General features: G+C 69.8%; 19 protein-coding genes. 11 read left to right on the top strand and 8 right to left on the bottom strand.

Features of this window, described 5'->3' with window-relative positions:
• Genes ACLM5J_RS02925 through ACLM5J_RS02910 form a run of 4 tightly spaced genes read right to left on the bottom strand, consistent with a single transcriptional unit; the run spans position 1 to position 3,695 of the window.
• On the bottom strand, positions 1-1,488 hold the full coding sequence (locus ACLM5J_RS02925) for a cation acetate symporter (protein WP_413654504.1): 1,488 nt from the start codon (positions 1,486-1,488) through the stop codon (positions 1-3).
• Complete coding sequence (locus ACLM5J_RS02920) at positions 1,485-1,859, bottom strand: hypothetical protein (RefSeq protein ID WP_413654503.1); 375 nt, start codon at positions 1,857-1,859, stop codon at positions 1,485-1,487. Before ACLM5J_RS02920 ends, ACLM5J_RS02925 begins: the two co-directional genes overlap by 4 nt.
• On the bottom strand, positions 1,856-2,572 hold the full coding sequence (locus tag ACLM5J_RS02915; RefSeq protein WP_413654502.1) for a LytR/AlgR family response regulator transcription factor: 717 nt from the start codon (positions 2,570-2,572) through the stop codon (positions 1,856-1,858). The genes ACLM5J_RS02920 and ACLM5J_RS02915 overlap by 4 nt, the downstream gene beginning before the upstream one ends.
• A 10-nt stretch (positions 2,573-2,582) precedes the next feature.
• On the bottom strand, positions 2,583-3,695 hold the full coding sequence (locus ACLM5J_RS02910) for a sensor histidine kinase (protein ID WP_413654501.1): 1,113 nt from the start codon (positions 3,693-3,695) through the stop codon (positions 2,583-2,585).
• Positions 3,696-3,781: 86 nt separating this feature from the next.
• Between ACLM5J_RS02910 and ACLM5J_RS02905 the strand changes: the two genes are divergently transcribed.
• Complete coding sequence (locus ACLM5J_RS02905; RefSeq protein ID WP_413654500.1) at positions 3,782-4,735, top strand: EamA family transporter; 954 nt, start codon at positions 3,782-3,784, stop codon at positions 4,733-4,735.
• On the opposite strand, the gene ACLM5J_RS02900 is transcribed toward ACLM5J_RS02905, so the two are convergent.
• On the bottom strand, positions 4,706-5,494 hold the full coding sequence (locus tag ACLM5J_RS02900; protein ID WP_413654499.1) for a hypothetical protein: 789 nt from the start codon (positions 5,492-5,494) through the stop codon (positions 4,706-4,708). The genes ACLM5J_RS02905 and ACLM5J_RS02900 overlap by 30 nt on opposite strands.
• A 117-nt stretch (positions 5,495-5,611) precedes the next feature.
• Here ACLM5J_RS02900 and ACLM5J_RS02895 point away from each other — a divergent pair, with 117 nt between their 5' ends.
• Positions 5,612-6,334, top strand: coding sequence for an oxidoreductase (locus ACLM5J_RS02895; RefSeq protein ID WP_413654498.1), 723 nt, complete (start codon positions 5,612-5,614; stop codon positions 6,332-6,334).
• 307 nt (positions 6,335-6,641) lie between these two features.
• Here ACLM5J_RS02895 and ACLM5J_RS02890 read toward each other — a convergent pair whose 3' ends face one another.
• Entirely contained in the window at positions 6,642-7,433 is a 792-nt protein-coding gene (locus tag ACLM5J_RS02890; RefSeq protein ID WP_413654497.1) for an HAD family hydrolase, read from the bottom strand.
• A 156-nt stretch (positions 7,434-7,589) separates the two neighbouring features.
• Between ACLM5J_RS02890 and ssd the strand changes: the two genes are divergently transcribed.
• From ssd to ACLM5J_RS02845, 9 genes are all read left to right on the top strand, one after another.
• Positions 7,590-8,639 (top strand): septum site-determining protein Ssd, encoded by a 1,050-nt coding sequence (gene ssd, locus ACLM5J_RS02885; protein WP_413654496.1) that lies wholly within the window; start codon positions 7,590-7,592, stop codon positions 8,637-8,639.
• Positions 8,623-9,810 (top strand): TadA family conjugal transfer-associated ATPase, encoded by a 1,188-nt coding sequence (locus tag ACLM5J_RS02880; RefSeq protein ID WP_413654495.1) that lies wholly within the window; start codon positions 8,623-8,625, stop codon positions 9,808-9,810. The genes ssd and ACLM5J_RS02880 overlap by 17 nt, the downstream gene beginning before the upstream one ends.
• A complete protein-coding gene (locus ACLM5J_RS02875) occupies positions 9,810-10,604 on the top strand; it encodes a type II secretion system F family protein (protein WP_413654494.1) in 795 nt (264 codons plus the stop codon). The genes ACLM5J_RS02880 and ACLM5J_RS02875 overlap by 1 nt, the downstream gene beginning before the upstream one ends.
• Positions 10,601-11,326: a type II secretion system F family protein gene (locus tag ACLM5J_RS02870; protein ID WP_413654493.1), complete on the top strand. Its 726-nt coding sequence runs from the start codon at positions 10,601-10,603 to the stop codon at positions 11,324-11,326. Before ACLM5J_RS02875 ends, ACLM5J_RS02870 begins: the two co-directional genes overlap by 4 nt.
• Positions 11,327-11,519: 193 nt before the next feature.
• Positions 11,520-11,696: a DUF4244 domain-containing protein gene (locus ACLM5J_RS02865; protein ID WP_413654492.1), complete on the top strand. Its 177-nt coding sequence runs from the start codon at positions 11,520-11,522 to the stop codon at positions 11,694-11,696.
• 92 nt (positions 11,697-11,788) lie between these two features.
• Positions 11,789-12,112, top strand: coding sequence for a TadE family type IV pilus minor pilin (locus ACLM5J_RS02860; RefSeq protein WP_413654491.1), 324 nt, complete (start codon positions 11,789-11,791; stop codon positions 12,110-12,112).
• Complete coding sequence (locus ACLM5J_RS02855; RefSeq protein WP_413654490.1) at positions 12,109-12,543, top strand: Rv3654c family TadE-like protein; 435 nt, start codon at positions 12,109-12,111, stop codon at positions 12,541-12,543. The genes ACLM5J_RS02860 and ACLM5J_RS02855 overlap by 4 nt, the downstream gene beginning before the upstream one ends.
• A gap of 130 nt (positions 12,544-12,673) precedes the next feature.
• Positions 12,674-13,345, top strand: coding sequence for a hypothetical protein (locus ACLM5J_RS02850; protein ID WP_413654489.1), 672 nt, complete (start codon positions 12,674-12,676; stop codon positions 13,343-13,345).
• Between the two features lie 82 nt (positions 13,346-13,427).
• Positions 13,428-14,039: a hypothetical protein gene (locus ACLM5J_RS02845; RefSeq protein WP_413654488.1), complete on the top strand. Its 612-nt coding sequence runs from the start codon at positions 13,428-13,430 to the stop codon at positions 14,037-14,039.
• A gap of 47 nt (positions 14,040-14,086) precedes the next feature.
• Here ACLM5J_RS02845 and ACLM5J_RS02840 read toward each other — a convergent pair whose 3' ends face one another.
• Complete coding sequence (locus ACLM5J_RS02840) at positions 14,087-14,383, bottom strand: hypothetical protein (protein ID WP_413654487.1); 297 nt, start codon at positions 14,381-14,383, stop codon at positions 14,087-14,089.
• 39 nt (positions 14,384-14,422) lie between these two features.
• A complete protein-coding gene (locus ACLM5J_RS02835; RefSeq protein ID WP_413654486.1) occupies positions 14,423-16,777 on the bottom strand; it encodes a DEAD/DEAH box helicase in 2,355 nt (784 codons plus the stop codon).
• Positions 16,778-16,984 lie beyond the last annotated feature (207 nt).

Genomic DNA, 16,984 nt, shown 5'->3' with positions numbered 1-16,984 from the left:
TCAGCCGCGGTCCAGGACGACCGTCTCCGGGGTGTGCAGCCTGACCATGAACTGGTTGACGGTGGCCGGTCGGCGGCCAGGGGTGGCGCGGCTGAGGAGGATCATCGTCGCGAAGGCCAGCGGTACCGACCAGGCCGCCGGTTGGCTGAGGAGAGCGTGCGGCCAGCCGTCGATCTCGGGCGGGAACATCGCGTACCAGACGCCGACGGCCGATCCGGCGAAACCGGTGAGCAGACCGGCGACGGCGCCGATGTCGGTCAGGCCGCGCCACCAGATCCCCAGCACCAGCAGGGGGCAGAAGGTCGAGGCCGCCACCGCGAAGGCGAGACCGACCGCGCGAGCGATGCCCAGGTCCGGTGCCGCCAGGGCCATCGCGCAGGGCACCAGGACGGCGAGAACGGCGGAGATCCGGAAGGCGGTGACGCCGTTCGGCCGGGCCCGGCCCACCGCGTCCTGGGCGAGCACCCCGGCAACCGCGATGGTGAGCCCGGACGACGTCGACAAGAAGGCGGCGAAGGCGCCGGCGGTGACGATCCCGGTGAGCACGTTGCCCGCGAACCCATCGACCATCAGCCCGGGCAGCTCCAGCACCATCACCTCGGAGTCGGCCGATCCGGCGTAGACCCGACCGAGCGCCGCGTAGATGGGTGGCAGGACGTAGAAGAGCCCGAGCAGGGCGAGGACGACGACGGTGGTCCGGCGGGCGGCGCTGCCGTCGGGGTTGGTGTAGAAGCGGACGACGACGTGGGGCAGGCCCATGGTGCCGAGGAAGGTGGCCAGGATCAGCGAGTAGGTCAGGTACAGCCCGGGGGCACCGCCGTCGGCCACCGGGAAGGACCAGTTGGTGTCGCCGCCGGCAGCGGGTCGGGGAGCACCGTCGTCGAGCCAGACCACGAGGAGGATCGCGGCCGGGATCAGCATGGCACTGAGTTTGAGCCAGTACTGGAACGCCTGGACGAAGGTGACGCTGCGCATCCCGCCGGTGAGGACGTTGACCAGCACGATCGCCCCGACCACCAGCGCACCCGCCCAGCGCGGTGCGCCGATCGCTGCCTCCAGGGTGAGTCCGGCACCTTGGAACTGCGGCAGCAGATAGAGCCAACCGATCGCGACCACCAACACCGAACAGGTGGCCCGGGCGAGCGGAGATCCCAAGCGGGCTTCGGCGAAGTCGGGAAGGGTGTAGGCGCCGGAGCGGCGCAGGGGTGCGGCGATCAGCACCAGCAACATCAGATAGCCCGCGGTCCATCCGACCGGGTACCACATCATGTCCGCGCCGAAGATCAGAACCAGCCCGGCCACGCCCAGGAAGGAGGCGGCGGAGAGGTATTCGCCGCCGATCGCGGAGGCGTTGAGTCCGGGCCGCACCGAGCGCGAGGCAACGAAGAAGTCACTGGTGGTGCGGGAGAACCGCAAGCCCCACATGCCGATCGCCAACGTGGCCACGGTGACCGCGACCACGGCGATCAGGCCGGGCGCCGAGGTCATGGCCCCTCCGCGACGTCGAGGAGTTCGGTGAAGTCGCGCTCATTGGCCTCGGCGCGCCGCACGTAGAGCCAACCCAGCACGATCAGGACCGGATAGATCGCGAAGCCGAGCAGCAGCCAGGCGACAGGAACGCGCAGCACCTCCTGGGTCGCCCAGTCGGGCCACAGCTGGAAGGCGAGCGGAACGCCGACCATGAACGCCACCACGGGGGCCAGGGTCCACGCCGCCAACCGCAGTTGACTGCTCATCAAGGAGCTCATCAGCACCGAGCCGAGAGCGGTCTGATCGTCGATCTCGCGGGTCCGGGCGCGGACCTTGGTCGGGCGTCGCGGCGGTCCGGTGACCCGGACCCGCTCCGGGACGTCGGTCATGGTCGACCCCGGTTGAGCAACTCCCGCAGGGCCCGGGTGTGCCGCCGGCTGACCTGGAGGTCGGTGCCGGCCACCCGGACGGTGTACCGGCCGGCCTCCATCCGGACCTCGGTGATGTGGTGCAGCGCGATCAGCAGCGACCGGTGGATCCGCACGAATCCCGCCGCTGCCCACTGCTCCTCGAGTTGGGTCAGCGGGATCCGGACCAGGTGTGAGTCCTGGGCGGTGTGCAGCCGGGCGTAGTCGCCCTGCGCCTCGACGTAGCGGATGTCGGAGCGGTTGATGAAGCGGGTCACGCCCCCGCGTTCGACCGCGATCTGTTCGTCGCTGGACTCCGCCGGACGGCCACTGCCGTCGACGACGCGGCGCACCGCTTCGGCCAACCGTTCGGCCCGGACCGGCTTCAGCACGTAGTCGGCGGCGCGGAGATCGAACGCCTCGACGGCGTGCTGTTCGTAGGCGGTGACGAAGACGATCGGCGGAGGCTCCTTGAAACGGGCCAGTACCTGGGCCAGTTCGACACCGGTCAACCCGGGCATCTGCACGTCCAGGAAGAGCGCGTCGACGTCGATCTCCTGCAGCATGCGCAGGGCTTCGGTGGCGGAGTCGCAGCTCAACACCTCGCCGATCCGCGGGTCCCGGCCCAACAGCCACGCCAGCTCGTCGAGGGCGGGCCGTTCGTCGTCGACCACCAGGACCCGTAGACCGCTCATCCGACCCTCCTCATGCGTGCACACCCGGCGAGAACTTCGGCACCCGGACGATCACCTTGGTCCCGGCGCCCGGTGCGGTCTCGACGACCAGACCGTACTGGTCGCCGAAGGTACGACGCAGCCTGACGTCGACGTTGCCGAGACCGGTGGAGTCGAGTTCGGTGTCCCCGGCGAGGGCACGTCGGACCCGTTCTGGGTCTTCGCCGACGCCGTCGTCCTCGACCTCGATCAGGCACTCCTGGCCGGCGTCGCGGGCGACGATGGTGATCTGGCCGCGGCCCTGGTTGGCGACGCCGTGCCGGACCGCGTTCTCCACCAGCGGCTGGATGCAGAGGAACGGGACCGCGACCGGCAGCACCTCGGGCGCGATCCGCAGCGTGACGCCGAGACGGTCGCCGAACCGGGCCTGCTCCAGCAGCAGGTACCGCTCGATCGAGCGGAGCTCCTCGGCGAGCGTGGTGAAGTCGCCGTGGCGCCGGAACGAGTAACGGGTGAAGTCGGCGAACTCGAGCAGCAGTTCGCGGGCCCGGTCCGGGTCGGTCCGTACGAAGGAGGCGATCGCGCCGAGAGAGTTGTAGATGAAGTGCGGGCTGATCTGGGCGCGCAGGGCACGGACCTCGGCCTCCATCAACCGGGTCCGCGACGCATCGAGTTCCGCCAACTCCAGTTGCGTGGATACCCAACTGGCGACCTCGTCGCAGGCACGGACCAGGCTGGCAGTGGCGACGTCGGTGAACGCCTGCAACGTGCCGACCACGTTGCCCTCCACCACCAGCGGGCTGATCACCACCTGGCGCAGCGGGCAGTTCGCCGTCAGACAGCGGATCTCCTCGGCCGCGGCGACCCGGGTGTTGCCCTGCTCGATGGTGGTCGCCGCGAGCGGCGCGGCATGGACGCCGTGGTGGTCGCCGATCCCGTCCCAGGCCAGCAGCCCCACACTGTCGGTAACCGCGACTGCGGGCGTACCCAGCAGGGCCCGCAGATGCTTCACGCTGCGTGCGGCACTGCGTTCGGTCAACCCTTCACGGAGGGCGGGTGAAGCCAGGGAAGCGGTGTGCAGGGTGCGGAAGGTGGCGCGGTCGGCCTGGGTGCCGAGGTGGGTGCGCCGCCAGCGGAGAGCCATGGCCTCAGCGTAGTGCCGCCACGGCGCGAGGATCGGCGACGCAACGGTGATCGCGACGAGACCGGGAACGGGCCTAGGGTTCGCACATGTCCACTTCGCTCGCCACGCCGCAACGCTTCGGCAGTGGGTTGGCGTTCGCCCTCTTCTCGGCGCTCTGCTTCGGGCTCTCGGGGGTCTTGGCCAGTGGACTGATCTCGAACGGATGGTCGCCCGCCGCGGTGGTCACGGTCCGCGTCGTGGTGGCGGCGCTGGCGTTGGCGGTGCCGACGATGCTCGCACTGCGCGGGCGTTGGTATCTGGTCAAGCGCAACGTCGCGCTGATCGTGGCCTACGGCGTGATCGCGGTGGCCGGTGTGCAGTTCGCCTACTTCAGCGCGATCGCGCATATGGATGTGGCGGTCGCCCTGTTGATCGAGTACACCGCACCGGTCGCCGTGGTGGGCTGGATCTGGCTGCGCTACGGGCATCGGCCGAACGGCTGGGTAGGTCTGGGTGCGCTGATCGCCGCCGTCGGGCTGGCCCTCGTCCTCCAGGTCGGCACCCGCGCCGAGATCAGCGGGGTGGGTCTGGTCTGGGCGCTGATCGCGATGGTCGGGGTCGCCGGATACTTCATCCTCTCGGCACAGGAAGGCAACGGTCTGCCGCCGATCGCCCTGGCTGGTTGCGGTCTGGCGGTTGCCGCGGTCTTCCTGACGGCGGCCTGCCTGGTCGGCCTGATCGATTGGCAGCGCGGCGAGGCCGAGGGGATCTACCGGGGCCACGAGGTGGCGGCCTGGCTGCCGTTGTTGACCCTCGGCGTGGTCAGCGGAGCCTTGGCCTACGCCAGCGGGATCGCGGCCGGACGTCGGCTCGGTGCCCGGATGGCTTCATTCGTGGCGCTCAGCGAGGTGCTCGCCGCGGTGATCGCGTCCTGGCTGGTGTTGGGTCAGGTGCCCGGGACGGGGCAGTTCCTCGGCGGGTTCGCGATCCTCGCCGGTGTCGTGGTGGTCAAGCTCGGTGAGCCGACGCCGTCAGCGAAAGTCGATCAGGAGCAGGTCTGAGCCGTCGCTGCTGGGGGCGCTGAAGATCGGCCGGGCGGCCTCGGAGATCACCGGCGCGGGCGCGGCGGCGGGTTCACTCGCCGACTCTTCCTCGGACCGGGCCAACGCGATCGGCACCGTCGGTTCGTCGATGCCGCGTGGGCTGCTCCATGCCGACTCCAGAACGGTCGCCTTCCAACAGGCGCTTACCCACGGCAACTGCATGCCGTCGTTGCCGCGTCCGTAGTCGGCGTACAGCTCGAGCGCGGCGGCCAATCGCTGCTCGACGTCGTCGTGGTGGCCGAACTCGTGGCGGATCAGCTCGGCCAGTGACTCGTGGTTGACCTGCTGCCAGTGCCGGAAGAGGTCGTCGCTGACGAACCCGAAGAGCCCCGAGCAGGCGAGGGCCTCGGCCGGGTCGGAGAGGTAGTCGGCGCCCAGGGCCACATCGAGCTTGCGGGCCCAGGGGATGCGTCGGTCGCGCTGGTGCGAGAGCACCGCCAGCTGCCCTCCTGGTCGCAGTGCGCGCGCGTAGCTCTCCAGACTCTGCGGAAGCTGGTGCAGCACCAGGACGTCGACGGAGCGCGCATCGAGTTCGATGGCGCCGTCCGCGCCGAGGGTGGCCTCGACGATCTCGTGGTCACAGGCCGCGAAGGAGGCGGAGACAGCGGCGGCGAAGGGGCCGGGCGCGACTGCGACCGTTCGTGCCTCGTCGCCGCACAACCAACCCACCGCTGCACTCGGCAGAACGGGCCCGGGAGAGTCGAAGTGCTGGTCCATCAGGGTCGAGGTTACTTCGGTCGGACCACCCGTTCGCGGCCGCCGCACCGACGCCGGGCATTTTCTGGCGTCACCGGCACTGAGCAGCCCCGGCACCGCCACGTAGGCTCGGGGGCTATGAGTGCGGACCCGTTGGCCTCCCTGGCCTCGATGGAAGGCGTGCCGTCGGCTTTCGCGGCCACCCGTGACGGCATCGACGCGTTGCTGCGCGACCGTGGGTTGCGGCGCACGGAGCCTGCGTTCACCACCGAGTCCTTGCTGCGTGGGGCGATCGCGAGTGCGCGCCTGGAGGGTTCGACCTCGACCGCGGAGGAGATGCGCGAGGGCACCGGCGACGGGATCGTTCAGTCGGCGCTCCGGGTCTCCACCGAGGTGCTGAGCTTGGTGCCGACGGTCCGCGCGACGCCGTTGCAGGCGTTCGCCCGGCTCCACGCCGTCGCGGCAACCGGGGTGTTGGAGCCTGAGGAGTTGGGCCGCCCGCGCGACGCCGAGTCCGCGGAACGCCTGCGGGTATTGGCCTCCCGGCTGACGGCGCCGACGACGGCCCCGGCGATGTTGGTGGCGGCGATCGTGCATGCGGAGCTGATCAGCGCCGCGCCGTTCGCCTCGCACAACGGCATCGTGGCGCGGGCCGCCGAGCGGTTGGTGCTGGTGGCCCGTGGCGTCGACGAGAAGTCGTTGCTGGTGCCGGAGGGTGCCCACGCCCGACTGCAGGCTCAGTACGAGTCGAACCTGCGCGCCTATGCGCAGGCGAGTGGCACCAGCGGCGTGCACTCCTGGCTGCTCTACGCCGCCGAGGCCTACGCGGTTGCGGGTGAGCTCTCTCCGCTTCGCGGCTGAGTGTCGCGGCATCGCTGCGCCCGAACGTGCTCAGGACGCGCGAACGGCACCCGAACATCAAGAACGGGTGCCGCCGCTTTACACAAGAGCCTGGCTACCAGGCGTGCAACTCTTAATTGCTGCCACGGGTCGTAACCCGGGGAATCAGCGCCCTGTCAGAAGGGTAGATCGCCGCGTGGGTACCTGGCCCTCGTGCACGCTGTGAAGTTCTGACTCCATGCTTACGCCTCTTGGCGAGGCAGTTCAAGGGTTGACTTCCAAGCGGGTGCGTGCTGCCCGAAGTGCCTGCTGGAGCACGGGTGCAGGGTCAGGCGGAGGAACCGCGACGCCGGTTCAGCACGATCGCGCCGCCGACCACGGCGAGGCCGCCGACGGCCAACGCGGCCAAGGTCGGCTTCGCCGGCGGGAGCTTCACGGGCGACCCCAACGCCACCGGACGACTGAAGACCAGGACCGGCCAGCCCGAGCTCGCGGCGACCTTGCGGAGCTCCTTGTCGGGGTTGACGGCGTACGGGTTGCCGACCGCCTCCAGCATCGGGACGTCGGTGACCGAGTCGGAGTAGGCGTAGCAACGGCTCAGGTCGTAGCCGCGCTGCTCGGCGAGTTCGCGGATCGCGACCGCCTTGTTCTCGGCGTAGGCGTAGAAGTCGAACTCGCCGGTGTACTTGCCGTCGACGATCTCCAACCGGGTGGCGACGACGTGGTCGGCACCGAGCATCGCGCCGATCGGTTCCACCACCTCGGAGCCGGAGGTGGAGACGATGATGACGTCGCGACCGGCGGCGTGATGCTCCTCGATCAGCCGTACTGCTTCGGCGTAGACGATCGGGTCGACGATGTTGTGCAGGGTGTCGGCAACGATCTCGCGCACGGTCGCCACGTCCCAACCGGCGCAGAGCTGCGACATGAACTGGCGCAGCTTCTCCATCTGGTCGTGGTCGGCACCGCCGACGAGGTAGACGAACTGGGCGTAGGCCGAGCGGAGCACCGCGCGCCGCGAGATCAGGCCGCCGGCCTGGAACGGCTTGCTGAACGCGAGCGCGCTCGACTTGGCGATGATCGTCTTGTCGAGGTCGAAGAACGCTGCAGTGCGTCGCATGTCGGCCATCCTAGTGTCGGGTGCGGCGCGGACGGCGGTGCCTCGCTGGGGCAGGGCTGAGCCCGGGTTTCTTCCACAGCCGGCCGCACCGGGACTTTCTCCCCAGGTCGCCTCCGCGCCCTGGGGCGCCCGCTCGCGGCGGACCAGGGTGACGGCATGGACAAGCCGCTCATCCTCACCCGTGATCCTCAGCTCCTCGACCACCTGCACCAACTGAGTGCGGCAGCCGGAGCGACGCCGAACGTGCACACAGACCCACGTGGCGCGCTCGCCGCGTGGGCGACGTCGCACCTGGTGCTGGTGGGCGTGGACCTGCTCGGCGAGCTCCAAGCATTGGCCCCGAACCGACGACCGGGCGTCTATCTGGTCTCGATGGAGCATCTGCCCGACCGGGCCTTCCGCGAGGCCGTCGGCGTCGGGATCGACGGTGTCGCGGAGCTTCCCCGCAGTGACAGCTGGCTGATGGAGCTGCTTGCCGACGTCGGCGAGTTCCGCAGCAAAGGGGTCTCGATCGGGGTGGTGGCCGGCTCCGGCGGGGCGGGCGCCAGCACCTTCGCCTGTGCCCTCGCCGTGCAGGCCGCGACCCGGACCGATGCCGCCCTGCTCGACATCGATCCGTACGGTCCGGGCATCGACATGATCTCCGGCTTCGACCAGCTCGACGGCCTGCGCTGGGAGGGGCTGGGGCAGACGACCGGTCGGCTCAGCGCGCGCGTGTTACGTGAGTCCCTGCCGCGCAAGGGCCGGCTCGGCGTGCTGAGTTGGGCCGATCCACGGCGCGGCCTGGTCCCGTTCGCCGTCCGGGAGGCGATGTCGGCCTCGGTGCGCGGTCACGACATCACCGTCCTCGACCTGCCACGGACCCCGGACCCGGTGGTGGACGAGGTGGCCGCTCGGTGCACCCACCTGGTGGTCGTGGTCCGGACCGATGTCGCGGGGATCTCCGCGGCCGGTCGGCTCCTGGAGCGGATCCTGCCCGCGGGACCGGCCTCGGTGCTGGTCCGTGGCGGTGCCGCCGACCTCACTGCGATCGAGCGGGTCCTGGACGTCCCGGTGATTGCGGCGATGCCCGATCAACGTGGCCTCAACGAAGCGATCGACCTCGGGCTCGGGCCGATCCACTCACGTCGTTCCGTGCTGGCTCGGGCCGCCAAGGTGACCTTGCGACACTTCGGGTTGGAGCCGGCTCGTGGTCGTGCGGCGTGAACCGACGGTCGAGTCGGGTTCGGCGATCGAGCTGGCAGCACGGGTCCGTGATCGCCTCGCGCATGCAGGCGGTCGGATCACGCCGCAGATGGTCGCGGAGGCACTGCGCGAGAGTGGCACCGTCGTCGGCGACGCCGCGGTGCTTGAGGTGTTGCGGATCCTCAGGGCCGAGGCGCTCGGGGCCGGTGTCCTCGATCCGCTGCTCCGCGAGGCGGGGGTGACCGATGTCCTGGTCAACGGCGCTGACGCCGTCTGGGTGGACCGGGGCCGTGGCCTGGAGCGTGAAGGTTTGCGCTTCGCCGACGAAGCCGCGGTCCGTCGGTTGGCGCAACGCCTTGCTGCACTGGGCGGACGACGCCTCGACGACGCCGCGCCCCATGTCGACGTCAGACTTCCCGACGGCACGCGCTGCCACGCCGTGCTCTTTCCGGTGGCGCGCCCGGGGACCGCCATCTCCTTGCGCGTGCCGCGGGCCGCGGGCTGGTCGTTGGCTGAGTTGTCACAGGGCGGCACCTTCTCCGCTGAGGGTGCCGCGCTCCTGGCCCGGATCGTGGCGGCCAGAGCGGCGTTCCTGGTCTCGGGCGGAACCGGCGTCGGGAAGACCGCGTTGCTCTCTGCGCTGCTCGCTCGGGTGGCCGCGCAGGAGCGGATCGTGGTGGTCGAGGACTCCGGTGAGCTGGCGCCCAGACATCCGCACGTGGTGGCGCTGGAGGCGCGGACCACCAACGTCGAGGGCGGTGGGGAGATCTCGCTGCGGCAGTTGGTCCGTCAGGCGCTGCGGATGCGGCCCGATCGGTTGGTGATCGGCGAGGTCCGAGGGGTGGAGGTGGTCGACCTGTTGGCGGCGTTGAACACCGGCCACCAGGGTGGGTGCGGGACGGTCCACGCGAACTCAGCGGCTGCCGTCCCGACCCGCCTCGAAGCATTGGCGATGCCGGCCGGTATCTCCCGTGCCGCCCTGCACAGTCAGGTGTCGTCAGCCCTCGATGTGGTGATCCATCTCGGGCGCACCCGGACCGGTGAGCGACGACTGCAGGAGATCGCGGTGCTACGCCGGGACACCGAAGGGTTGGTCGCCACGGTGCCCGCGGTCAGCTTCACCGACGCGGGCGAGCTCGTCGAGGAGCGCGGGGTCGCCGCCTTGATCGAGCTCCTTGGCCCGAGTGTGTGATGAGTGCGGCGATGATCGCGGCCGGAAGCCTCGTCGCTCTCGCCTACCTGTTCTGTTCGCCGGTCCGTGGCCCCTTGGCGTGGTGGTTGCTGGTGCCCCTCTGCTCGGCGCTGCCCTGGCTCGTCTGGCCCGGAGCGGTCGGCGGTGGAGTCGCCGACGGTGCTCGGATCGGGTGGCGGGCGGGGGTCGTCGCGGTGTTGCTGGCGGTGCTCGGGCTCGCGGTGATCGGGCTGCGGCGGCGCCAACGAGCGCGGGCGCTCGCTCGTGAGCGAGCCGCTCGGGTTCGCGAGGTGTGCGACCTGTTGGCAGCCGATCTGGCCGCCGGACTCCCCACCGGTTCGGCACTGGCAGCCGCGGTCGAGGTGTGGCCGGCGTGGGAGGCGGTCGCGCAGAGCGATCGGCTCGGCGGTTCGGCGGCTGAGGCGATGCGCGAACTCGCTCACCAGGACGGGGCTGGAGATCTGATCCAGGTCGCTGCCGCCTGGCAGCTCTCGCAACGCTCGGGTGCCGCGCTGACCGCTGCCTTGGCCGAGGTCGCCCGAGGGTTGGCCGATGCGGAGCAGACCCGACGGGTGGTCCGCTCGGAGTTGGCCTCGGCGCGGGCGACGGCGCGGCTGGTGGCAGGGCTGCCGATCGCGACCTTGGCGATGGGCTCAGGGATGGGGGACCCGGTCGGCTTCCTGGTGACGACCCCGCTCGGTTGGGTCTGCCTGTTCGGCGGCGTGGCGCTCATCGTGGCCGGGCTCGCCTGGCTGGAGCAGATCGCGGCCCACGTGGAGGGGGAGGCGGCGTGATCGTGCTGGCGACGGCGCTGGTGGTCGTGGCGGTGCTACTCGCTGCGCCGGCTCGGGGTCCACTGTTGATGTCGGTGCGCGGTGGCCCCGATCCCGGACGTCGGGCGTCGGGTGTTGCTCCGAGCTCCAGCGGTCGTCGGCTGGTCCTTGCCGTGCTGGCGGGTAGCGGCACTGTCGTCATGCTCGGTGGCGTATTCGGTACGGCTGTAGGAGCGGCGGTCGCGACGATGGTGTGGACCCTGGCCGGACGGATGGAGACGCCGGAGGAACGCCGTCTGCGTGAACAACGGGAGCGCCAGCTGCCCGACGTCGTGGCGCTGCTGGGGATGGCGTTACGGAGCGGAGCCCCGGTGGCCAGTGCCATGGCGCAGGTCCGCGAGGTCCGCCCGGGCCCGGTAGCGGATGCACTCGCCCAGGTGGCTCAGGCCCTGGCTCGGGGAGTCGGACCGCGACAGGCCTGGTCGGTGGTGTTGGCCGATCCGGCGCTGGCCCGGTTGGCTCGCGGCCTGCTCAGGGCCGCGGAGTCCGGCGCGCCGGCCGCAGATGCGGTTGCGCGGATCAGCGCCGAGCTCGCGGCCGAACGCCGGATGGCGGTTGCGGACCGAGCTCGGACCGTCGGGGTCAAGGCTGCGCTCCCGCTGGGGATCTGCCTCCTCCCCGCCTTCCTGTTGCTCGGCATCGTGCCGCTGGTGGCGGCCTCGTTGGCCACGCTGCCGTGGTGAGGCTGCGGTGGATGAGGTTGCTGTGCTGAAGGGCGCACGCGGCAGACCCGCTCTTTCTCCACAGCGGTCGTCACTCGAACAGGAACCACAGCCGGCCAGGAGGTGGCTGCGCCGAGCCTGCCGAGGACGGACGGTGGAGGTCGGGCCACGGCCTAGCGACAGTTCGCACACACCACCCACAAGGAGTTTGACGATGGACCAACGACGGCTCACTGACGAACGCGGCATCACCACAGCCGAGTACGCGGTCGGTACCGCGGCGGGCGCGGGGCTTGCCGGGGTGCTTTACAAGCTGCTCACCGGTGGCTTCGGCGACCGGATGCTGCGTGGCATGTTCGACCACGTGCTGGGCATGCTCGGGATCGGCTGACGGCGGTGGACGCGACCTGCCGACGTTCTCGACACGCGTGCTCGGGAGCGCGACCGAAGTGTGAGCGCGGCGCGATCACGGCCGAGCTGGTCATGGCGCTCCCCGTCCTGGTGGTGCTGACCACGGCGATGGTCTGGCTGATCGCCTTCGGAGTCGGGCAGGTCCGGTCGGTCGACGCTGCCCGCGAGGCGGCGCGGGCTCTGGCCCGTGGCGAGTCGGAGGCGGTTGCGCGCGAGTTGGTGCAGCAGGTCGACCCTGGCGCGCAGGTGCGGATCAGTCGCTCGGGCGGCCGGGTCACGGTGGTAGTAGCGCAGACCGTGGCGGGGCCGGCCGGTGCCTTCAGCGGCCTGGGTGGGCGGACTCGGGGCGAAGCCGTTGCCGCGCTGGAAGAGACCGATCAGGGGGAGGCCCGGTGAGTAGATCGTTGAACGCCGAGGCTGAACGTGGTGCTGTGACCCTCCTGGTCGTGATGATGAGTGCGGTGCTCACCCTCTGCGGCGTGGCCGGCGCCTACGTCGCCGCCGTGACTAGCGCACACCGTGCCGCCCAATCGGCTGCTGATCTCAGCGCCTTGGCCGCTGCTGTCGCGCTCAGCGAAGGAGCAGATCCGTGCGCCGAGGCCGCCGCGATCGCGGTCCGCAACAGAGCCCACCTGACGGCGTGCCGACGGAAAGGAGAGGAGGTGTGGGTAGAGGTCGGTGTCACCATCCCGGCATGGGGTCGGGGTGGTGGCACCGCAATCGGTCGCGCTCGTGCCGGCCCGGCTGAGCCGCGTCCGTCACCTCGGAAGAAAGTGATTGCTGCAGCAGCAATAGCTGATTTCGGGGCAGGGAAAGCTTGGTTCTAGCAATAGTTTCTTTGTCACGGGGGTGACAAAAAGGCGACGATTCTTCCAAAATTGCTCACTCTCAGAAAGTTCCTTCTTGAGTTTGTTCGAATTTTGTGTGAGCGTGCGAGGTCAATCGATAGGGGCGGTTATGAACCAACGAACGTGGCGTCAAGTCTCCTGGCGAAGTCTGTGGGCGTTGATCGGTGCATCAGTGATGGTGGCTTCATGGATGGCCGAGTTTCCAGTGGCCGCGGAGCCGGTCAATGATGGAATCGTGCCGACGGCGAACTACAGCCCCCAGTGCATGGCGTGGACGTACACCTATCAGCAGAACTGCAGGGCCGACAACGCCACGCACAGCTACTACATGGACAGCAACGCGGCGATGGAGCTTGAAACGCCCGATCGGGCAGAGGTGAATGCAGCCATGAGTCGATGGGATGACAACACCGACGTGGATGTGGTCTACGACTCTTCGCCCGTATTTTCGGGGGCCGGAGAGACCGATGTCATCGTACAAGAGGGAAGTTTCGGGGCGCCTGACGACATTAGTGGGGTTACGTGGTGTGAAGACCCGCAGGACGATGCGACGTACCTGTGCGACCAGCACTACATCCGTATGCGTGGCGCTGGGACGATTACCGAAACTGTTTCTGGGCACGAAATTGGGCACACGCTCGGGTTTGTTCATCCGTGGAATTGGGCGCCTAGCAGGACGGCATGCGATGCAATCACAGGGATCATGCGGTCGTCGGCGTCATGTGGAGGCGGCGCAGCGCTCGGAGACGCCGTGAAGAACAACGCAAACTGGGTCTACTAGGAAGGTGAATGTGATGCGGGGAGTTGTGGCGGCATCGGTTGTTGGCTCAGTGCTGGCGTTGCTGGGGCAAGGGTGTTCGGCGGTGGCCAACGATCCAAAGGCCAAGTCGAAACCGACCGCGGAGCCCAGCGTCGTTCTTCTCGATGCGATGGAGGCCTATCCTTCGCGGACCTTCGAGGACTGGCGTGCTCACGCCGACGCGGTGGTGCTGGCCGAGGTGGTCTCCGAGCGAAGGGTTGAACCGTTGGAGGACGCGACTGCACCGAAGCGGTTCCCGGTCTCGCGGAAGATCGCCATCAAGGTGAGCGACGTCTATTGGGAGCGTCCCGGGGCGAACCCTCCCGCTGAGTTCGAGATGGAGGCGTTCGGCTGGATGACGTTGGAGAACGACGAGGAGGTGCCGATGGTGGCTCCCGACGCATCGCGACTCGAGGTCGGGCATCGCTACCTGCTCGCGGTGCATGACATCGAGAGGGCGACTCGCGCAGGCGACGTCGTCCGGTGGACGGTGCTCGGCTCCGGCGGCGCTCTGCCTGCCGACGCGCAGATCGGGGTCGGGGAGCTGGAGGCCCGCAAGGTGGCCGCACCCGAGCAGCGCAGCGCCGAGAGCGAGGTCGTCGCCGACGCGTTGGCCGGGTTGAGCTTGAGGGAGGCCGAGGAGGTCATCCGACAGAGTCTGCGCAGCACCCGCTGACGGCGGAGCGTCGCTGCGCTTACGCCTGTCCCATCAAGGCGACTGAATCAGGGCCGGGCGGGCGGATCGGCCGGGGGAGTAGTCGGCGGTGCCGTTGGTTCGTGGCGCTCCTGCTGAGCCAGCTTGCGGTGTTCGCGACGGACCCGGACCTCCCGTTTCGTACCGGCGAGGATCAGCCGTAGCGAGACCAACGCCAGCACGCCACAGGCCAGACCGACGCTGAAGAGGGCCATCGCGGACATATCGATGCCGTAGAGGGCGACGTTGTCGCCGTCGCTGACCAGGATGCCGCCGACGGTGGCAACGGCAACGGCTGCCAGGAGCAGGAATCCGAGTGCCAACATAGATCCACCGTAGGGCACCGACGGTGATCCGCCCGGTAGTCAGCGCCCGCCAGTCGGCGTCTCGCCGGTCGGTGCCGAACGGAGCAACAGATCAAGCAGGCGGACCGCCTCGGCCTTGTCGAGCGGATTGTTGCCGTTGCCGCATTTCGGCGACTGCACGCACGACGGGCACCCCTCGCTGCACCGGCACGAGGCGATCGCCTCCCGGGTGGCGCGCAACCACTCGGCCGCCACTCGGAAGCCGCGCTCCGAGAACCCGGCACCGCCCGGGTGGCCGTCGTAGACGAAGACCGTCAACTGACCGGTGTCCGGATGGAGCGCGGTGGAGACTCCGCCGATGTCCCAGCGATCGCAGGTGGCGAAGAGCGGCAGCAGACCGATCGCGGCATGCTCCGCCGCGTGCGCGGCACCCGGCAGGTCCGCCTCGGCCAGCCCCGCATCGGCCAACAGTCCGGCCGGGACCGTCCACCACACGGATGCGGTGTGCAGGGTCCGTGCCGGTAGGTCGAGCGGCTCTTCACCGATCACCTCGCCGCTGGGCACCCGCCGCTTGAGGAAGGCGACCACCTGATGGGAGACCTCGACCTCGCCGAAGCTCAACCGGCAGTCGCCCCAGGCGGTATGTTCGCGCTCGGCGCGGATGGTGATGTCGACGATCTCGCGCGCGGACGTCGAGTAGCCGGGGTCGGCGCGCTCCATCACGGCGACGTCGGCGTCCAGGTCGAGATCGTGGACCAGCCACGTCTCGCCGAGATGCAGGTAGACCGCCCCGGCATGAGCGGTGCCATGCGCCGAACCGCCGTCGACGGTGCCGACCACGCGACCGCTGGAGCCCTCGATCAAGGAGACCGGCGAGCCGCCGGTGGAGCGGATGTCGGCCAGGTCGCTGGCGCGGCGGCGGTCCGTCCAGAACCAACGTTCGCCACGCCGTCGCAACAACCCGGCGTCGGCCAACGCGTCCGCAGCTACCCGGGCACCCGGACCGAACAACTCCAGGGCCGCCGGAGTCAGCGGTGCCTCCTCGGCAGCTGCGCACAGGTGTGGGCCCAGGACATGAGGGTTGGCCGGGTCGAAGACCGACGCCTCCACCGGCTTGCCGAGCAGCGCCTCGGGATGGCTGACCAGATAGGTGTCGAGCGGATCGTCGCGCGCCACCATGATCCCGAGCGCATCCTGGCCGTCACGCCCGGCCCGGCCGAGTTGTTGCCACATCGCGGCCCGGGTGCCGGGGAAGCCGGCCAGCAGGACGGCGTCCAGGCCGCTGATGTCGATGCCGAGCTCCAAGGCGTTGGTGGCCGCGATCCCGAGCAGGTCGCCGGAGCGCAGGCGCTGCTCCAACGCCCGTCGCTCCTCGGGCAGGTACCCGCCTCGATAGGGAGCGACTCGCGCCGGGAGGGAGGCGTCCACCTCGGCCAGGTGGTCGGCGACGGTCGCCGCGACCGTCTCGACGCCTCGGCGAGACCGGACGAAAGCCAGCGACCGGACTCCCTGCACCACCAGGTCGGTCAACAGGTCGGCCACCTCGGCGCCGGCCGAGCGCCGCACCGGGGCGCCGTTCTCTCCGAGATGCGAGGTGAACGGCGGCTCCCACAACGCCAGAGTGAGCCGCCCGCGGGGCGACCGGTCGTCGGTGACGGCGTCGAACTCGAGGCCCGTCAGCCGGTGGCCGAGGGCGTCCGGATCGGCCACGGTGGCGGAGGCGAGCACGAAGGTGGGGGAGGCGCCGTACATCGCGCAGACCCGGCGCAGTCGGCGCATCACGTGCGAGACATGCGCCCCGAAGACGCCGCGGTAGTGGTGAACCTCGTCGATCACCACGTAGCGCAACGAGCCGAAGAACTTCGCCCAGCGGGCGTGCCCGGGGAGCAAGGAACGGTGCAGCATGTCCGGATTGGTCAGGATGTACTCGCCGTGGGTGCGGGCCCAATCCCGTTGCTCGCGGCTGCTATCACCGTCGTGGGTGGTGGCCCGGACGCCGAGGCCCAGTGCCAGGACCGCTGCCAGCTGGTCGTTGGCCAGGGCCTTGGTCGGTGCGATGTAGAGGGTGCTGGCGCCGCGCTCGCCGCGTGGGCCGCGTTCGGCGAGGGCATCGGAGAGGGCAGGCACCTGGTAGGCGTGAGACTTCCCCGAACCGGTCCCGGTCGCGATCACGACGTGGCGCCCGGCGTGGGCCGCCTCGGCCGCCTCGACCTGGTGGGCCCAGGGCCGCTCGACGCCCCGCGCCGTGAAGGCGGCGACAACGTCGTTCCGCACCCAGGTGGGCCAGTCGGCGTGCTCGGCCCGGCGGGGCGGCAGCACGTCGAGGTGGGTCAAGCGGTCCGCACGGTCCGGGGTGACCAGGTGGTCGACGAGATCACGGCCGGGGCGAGCAGGAGAGGCGAGCGGGGGTGTCACCACTCCAGTGTGGCAACCACCCCCGACAATCCACAGCGGGCACCGCCTCCGCGCCGAAGGTGTCTTCGGTGGTACCCGGATTCAGCTCGGGTGCGCACAGCTGATTAACAGCGGATCGGGTGGTGACAATGCGCAGGTAAGGGCAGGCATGGTTTGATAAGCGGACGGAAACAGAGCAGATCGGGGGCTCTGTACTGACCTGAGGCG

The organism is Nocardioides sp. Bht2, from assembly GCF_047308515.1.
Taxonomy (GTDB): Bacteria; Actinomycetota; Actinomycetes; order Propionibacteriales; family Nocardioidaceae; genus Nocardioides.
The sequence above is the reverse complement of the archived record's forward strand: the minus strand, read 5'-3'. Positions and strand labels throughout refer to the sequence as shown.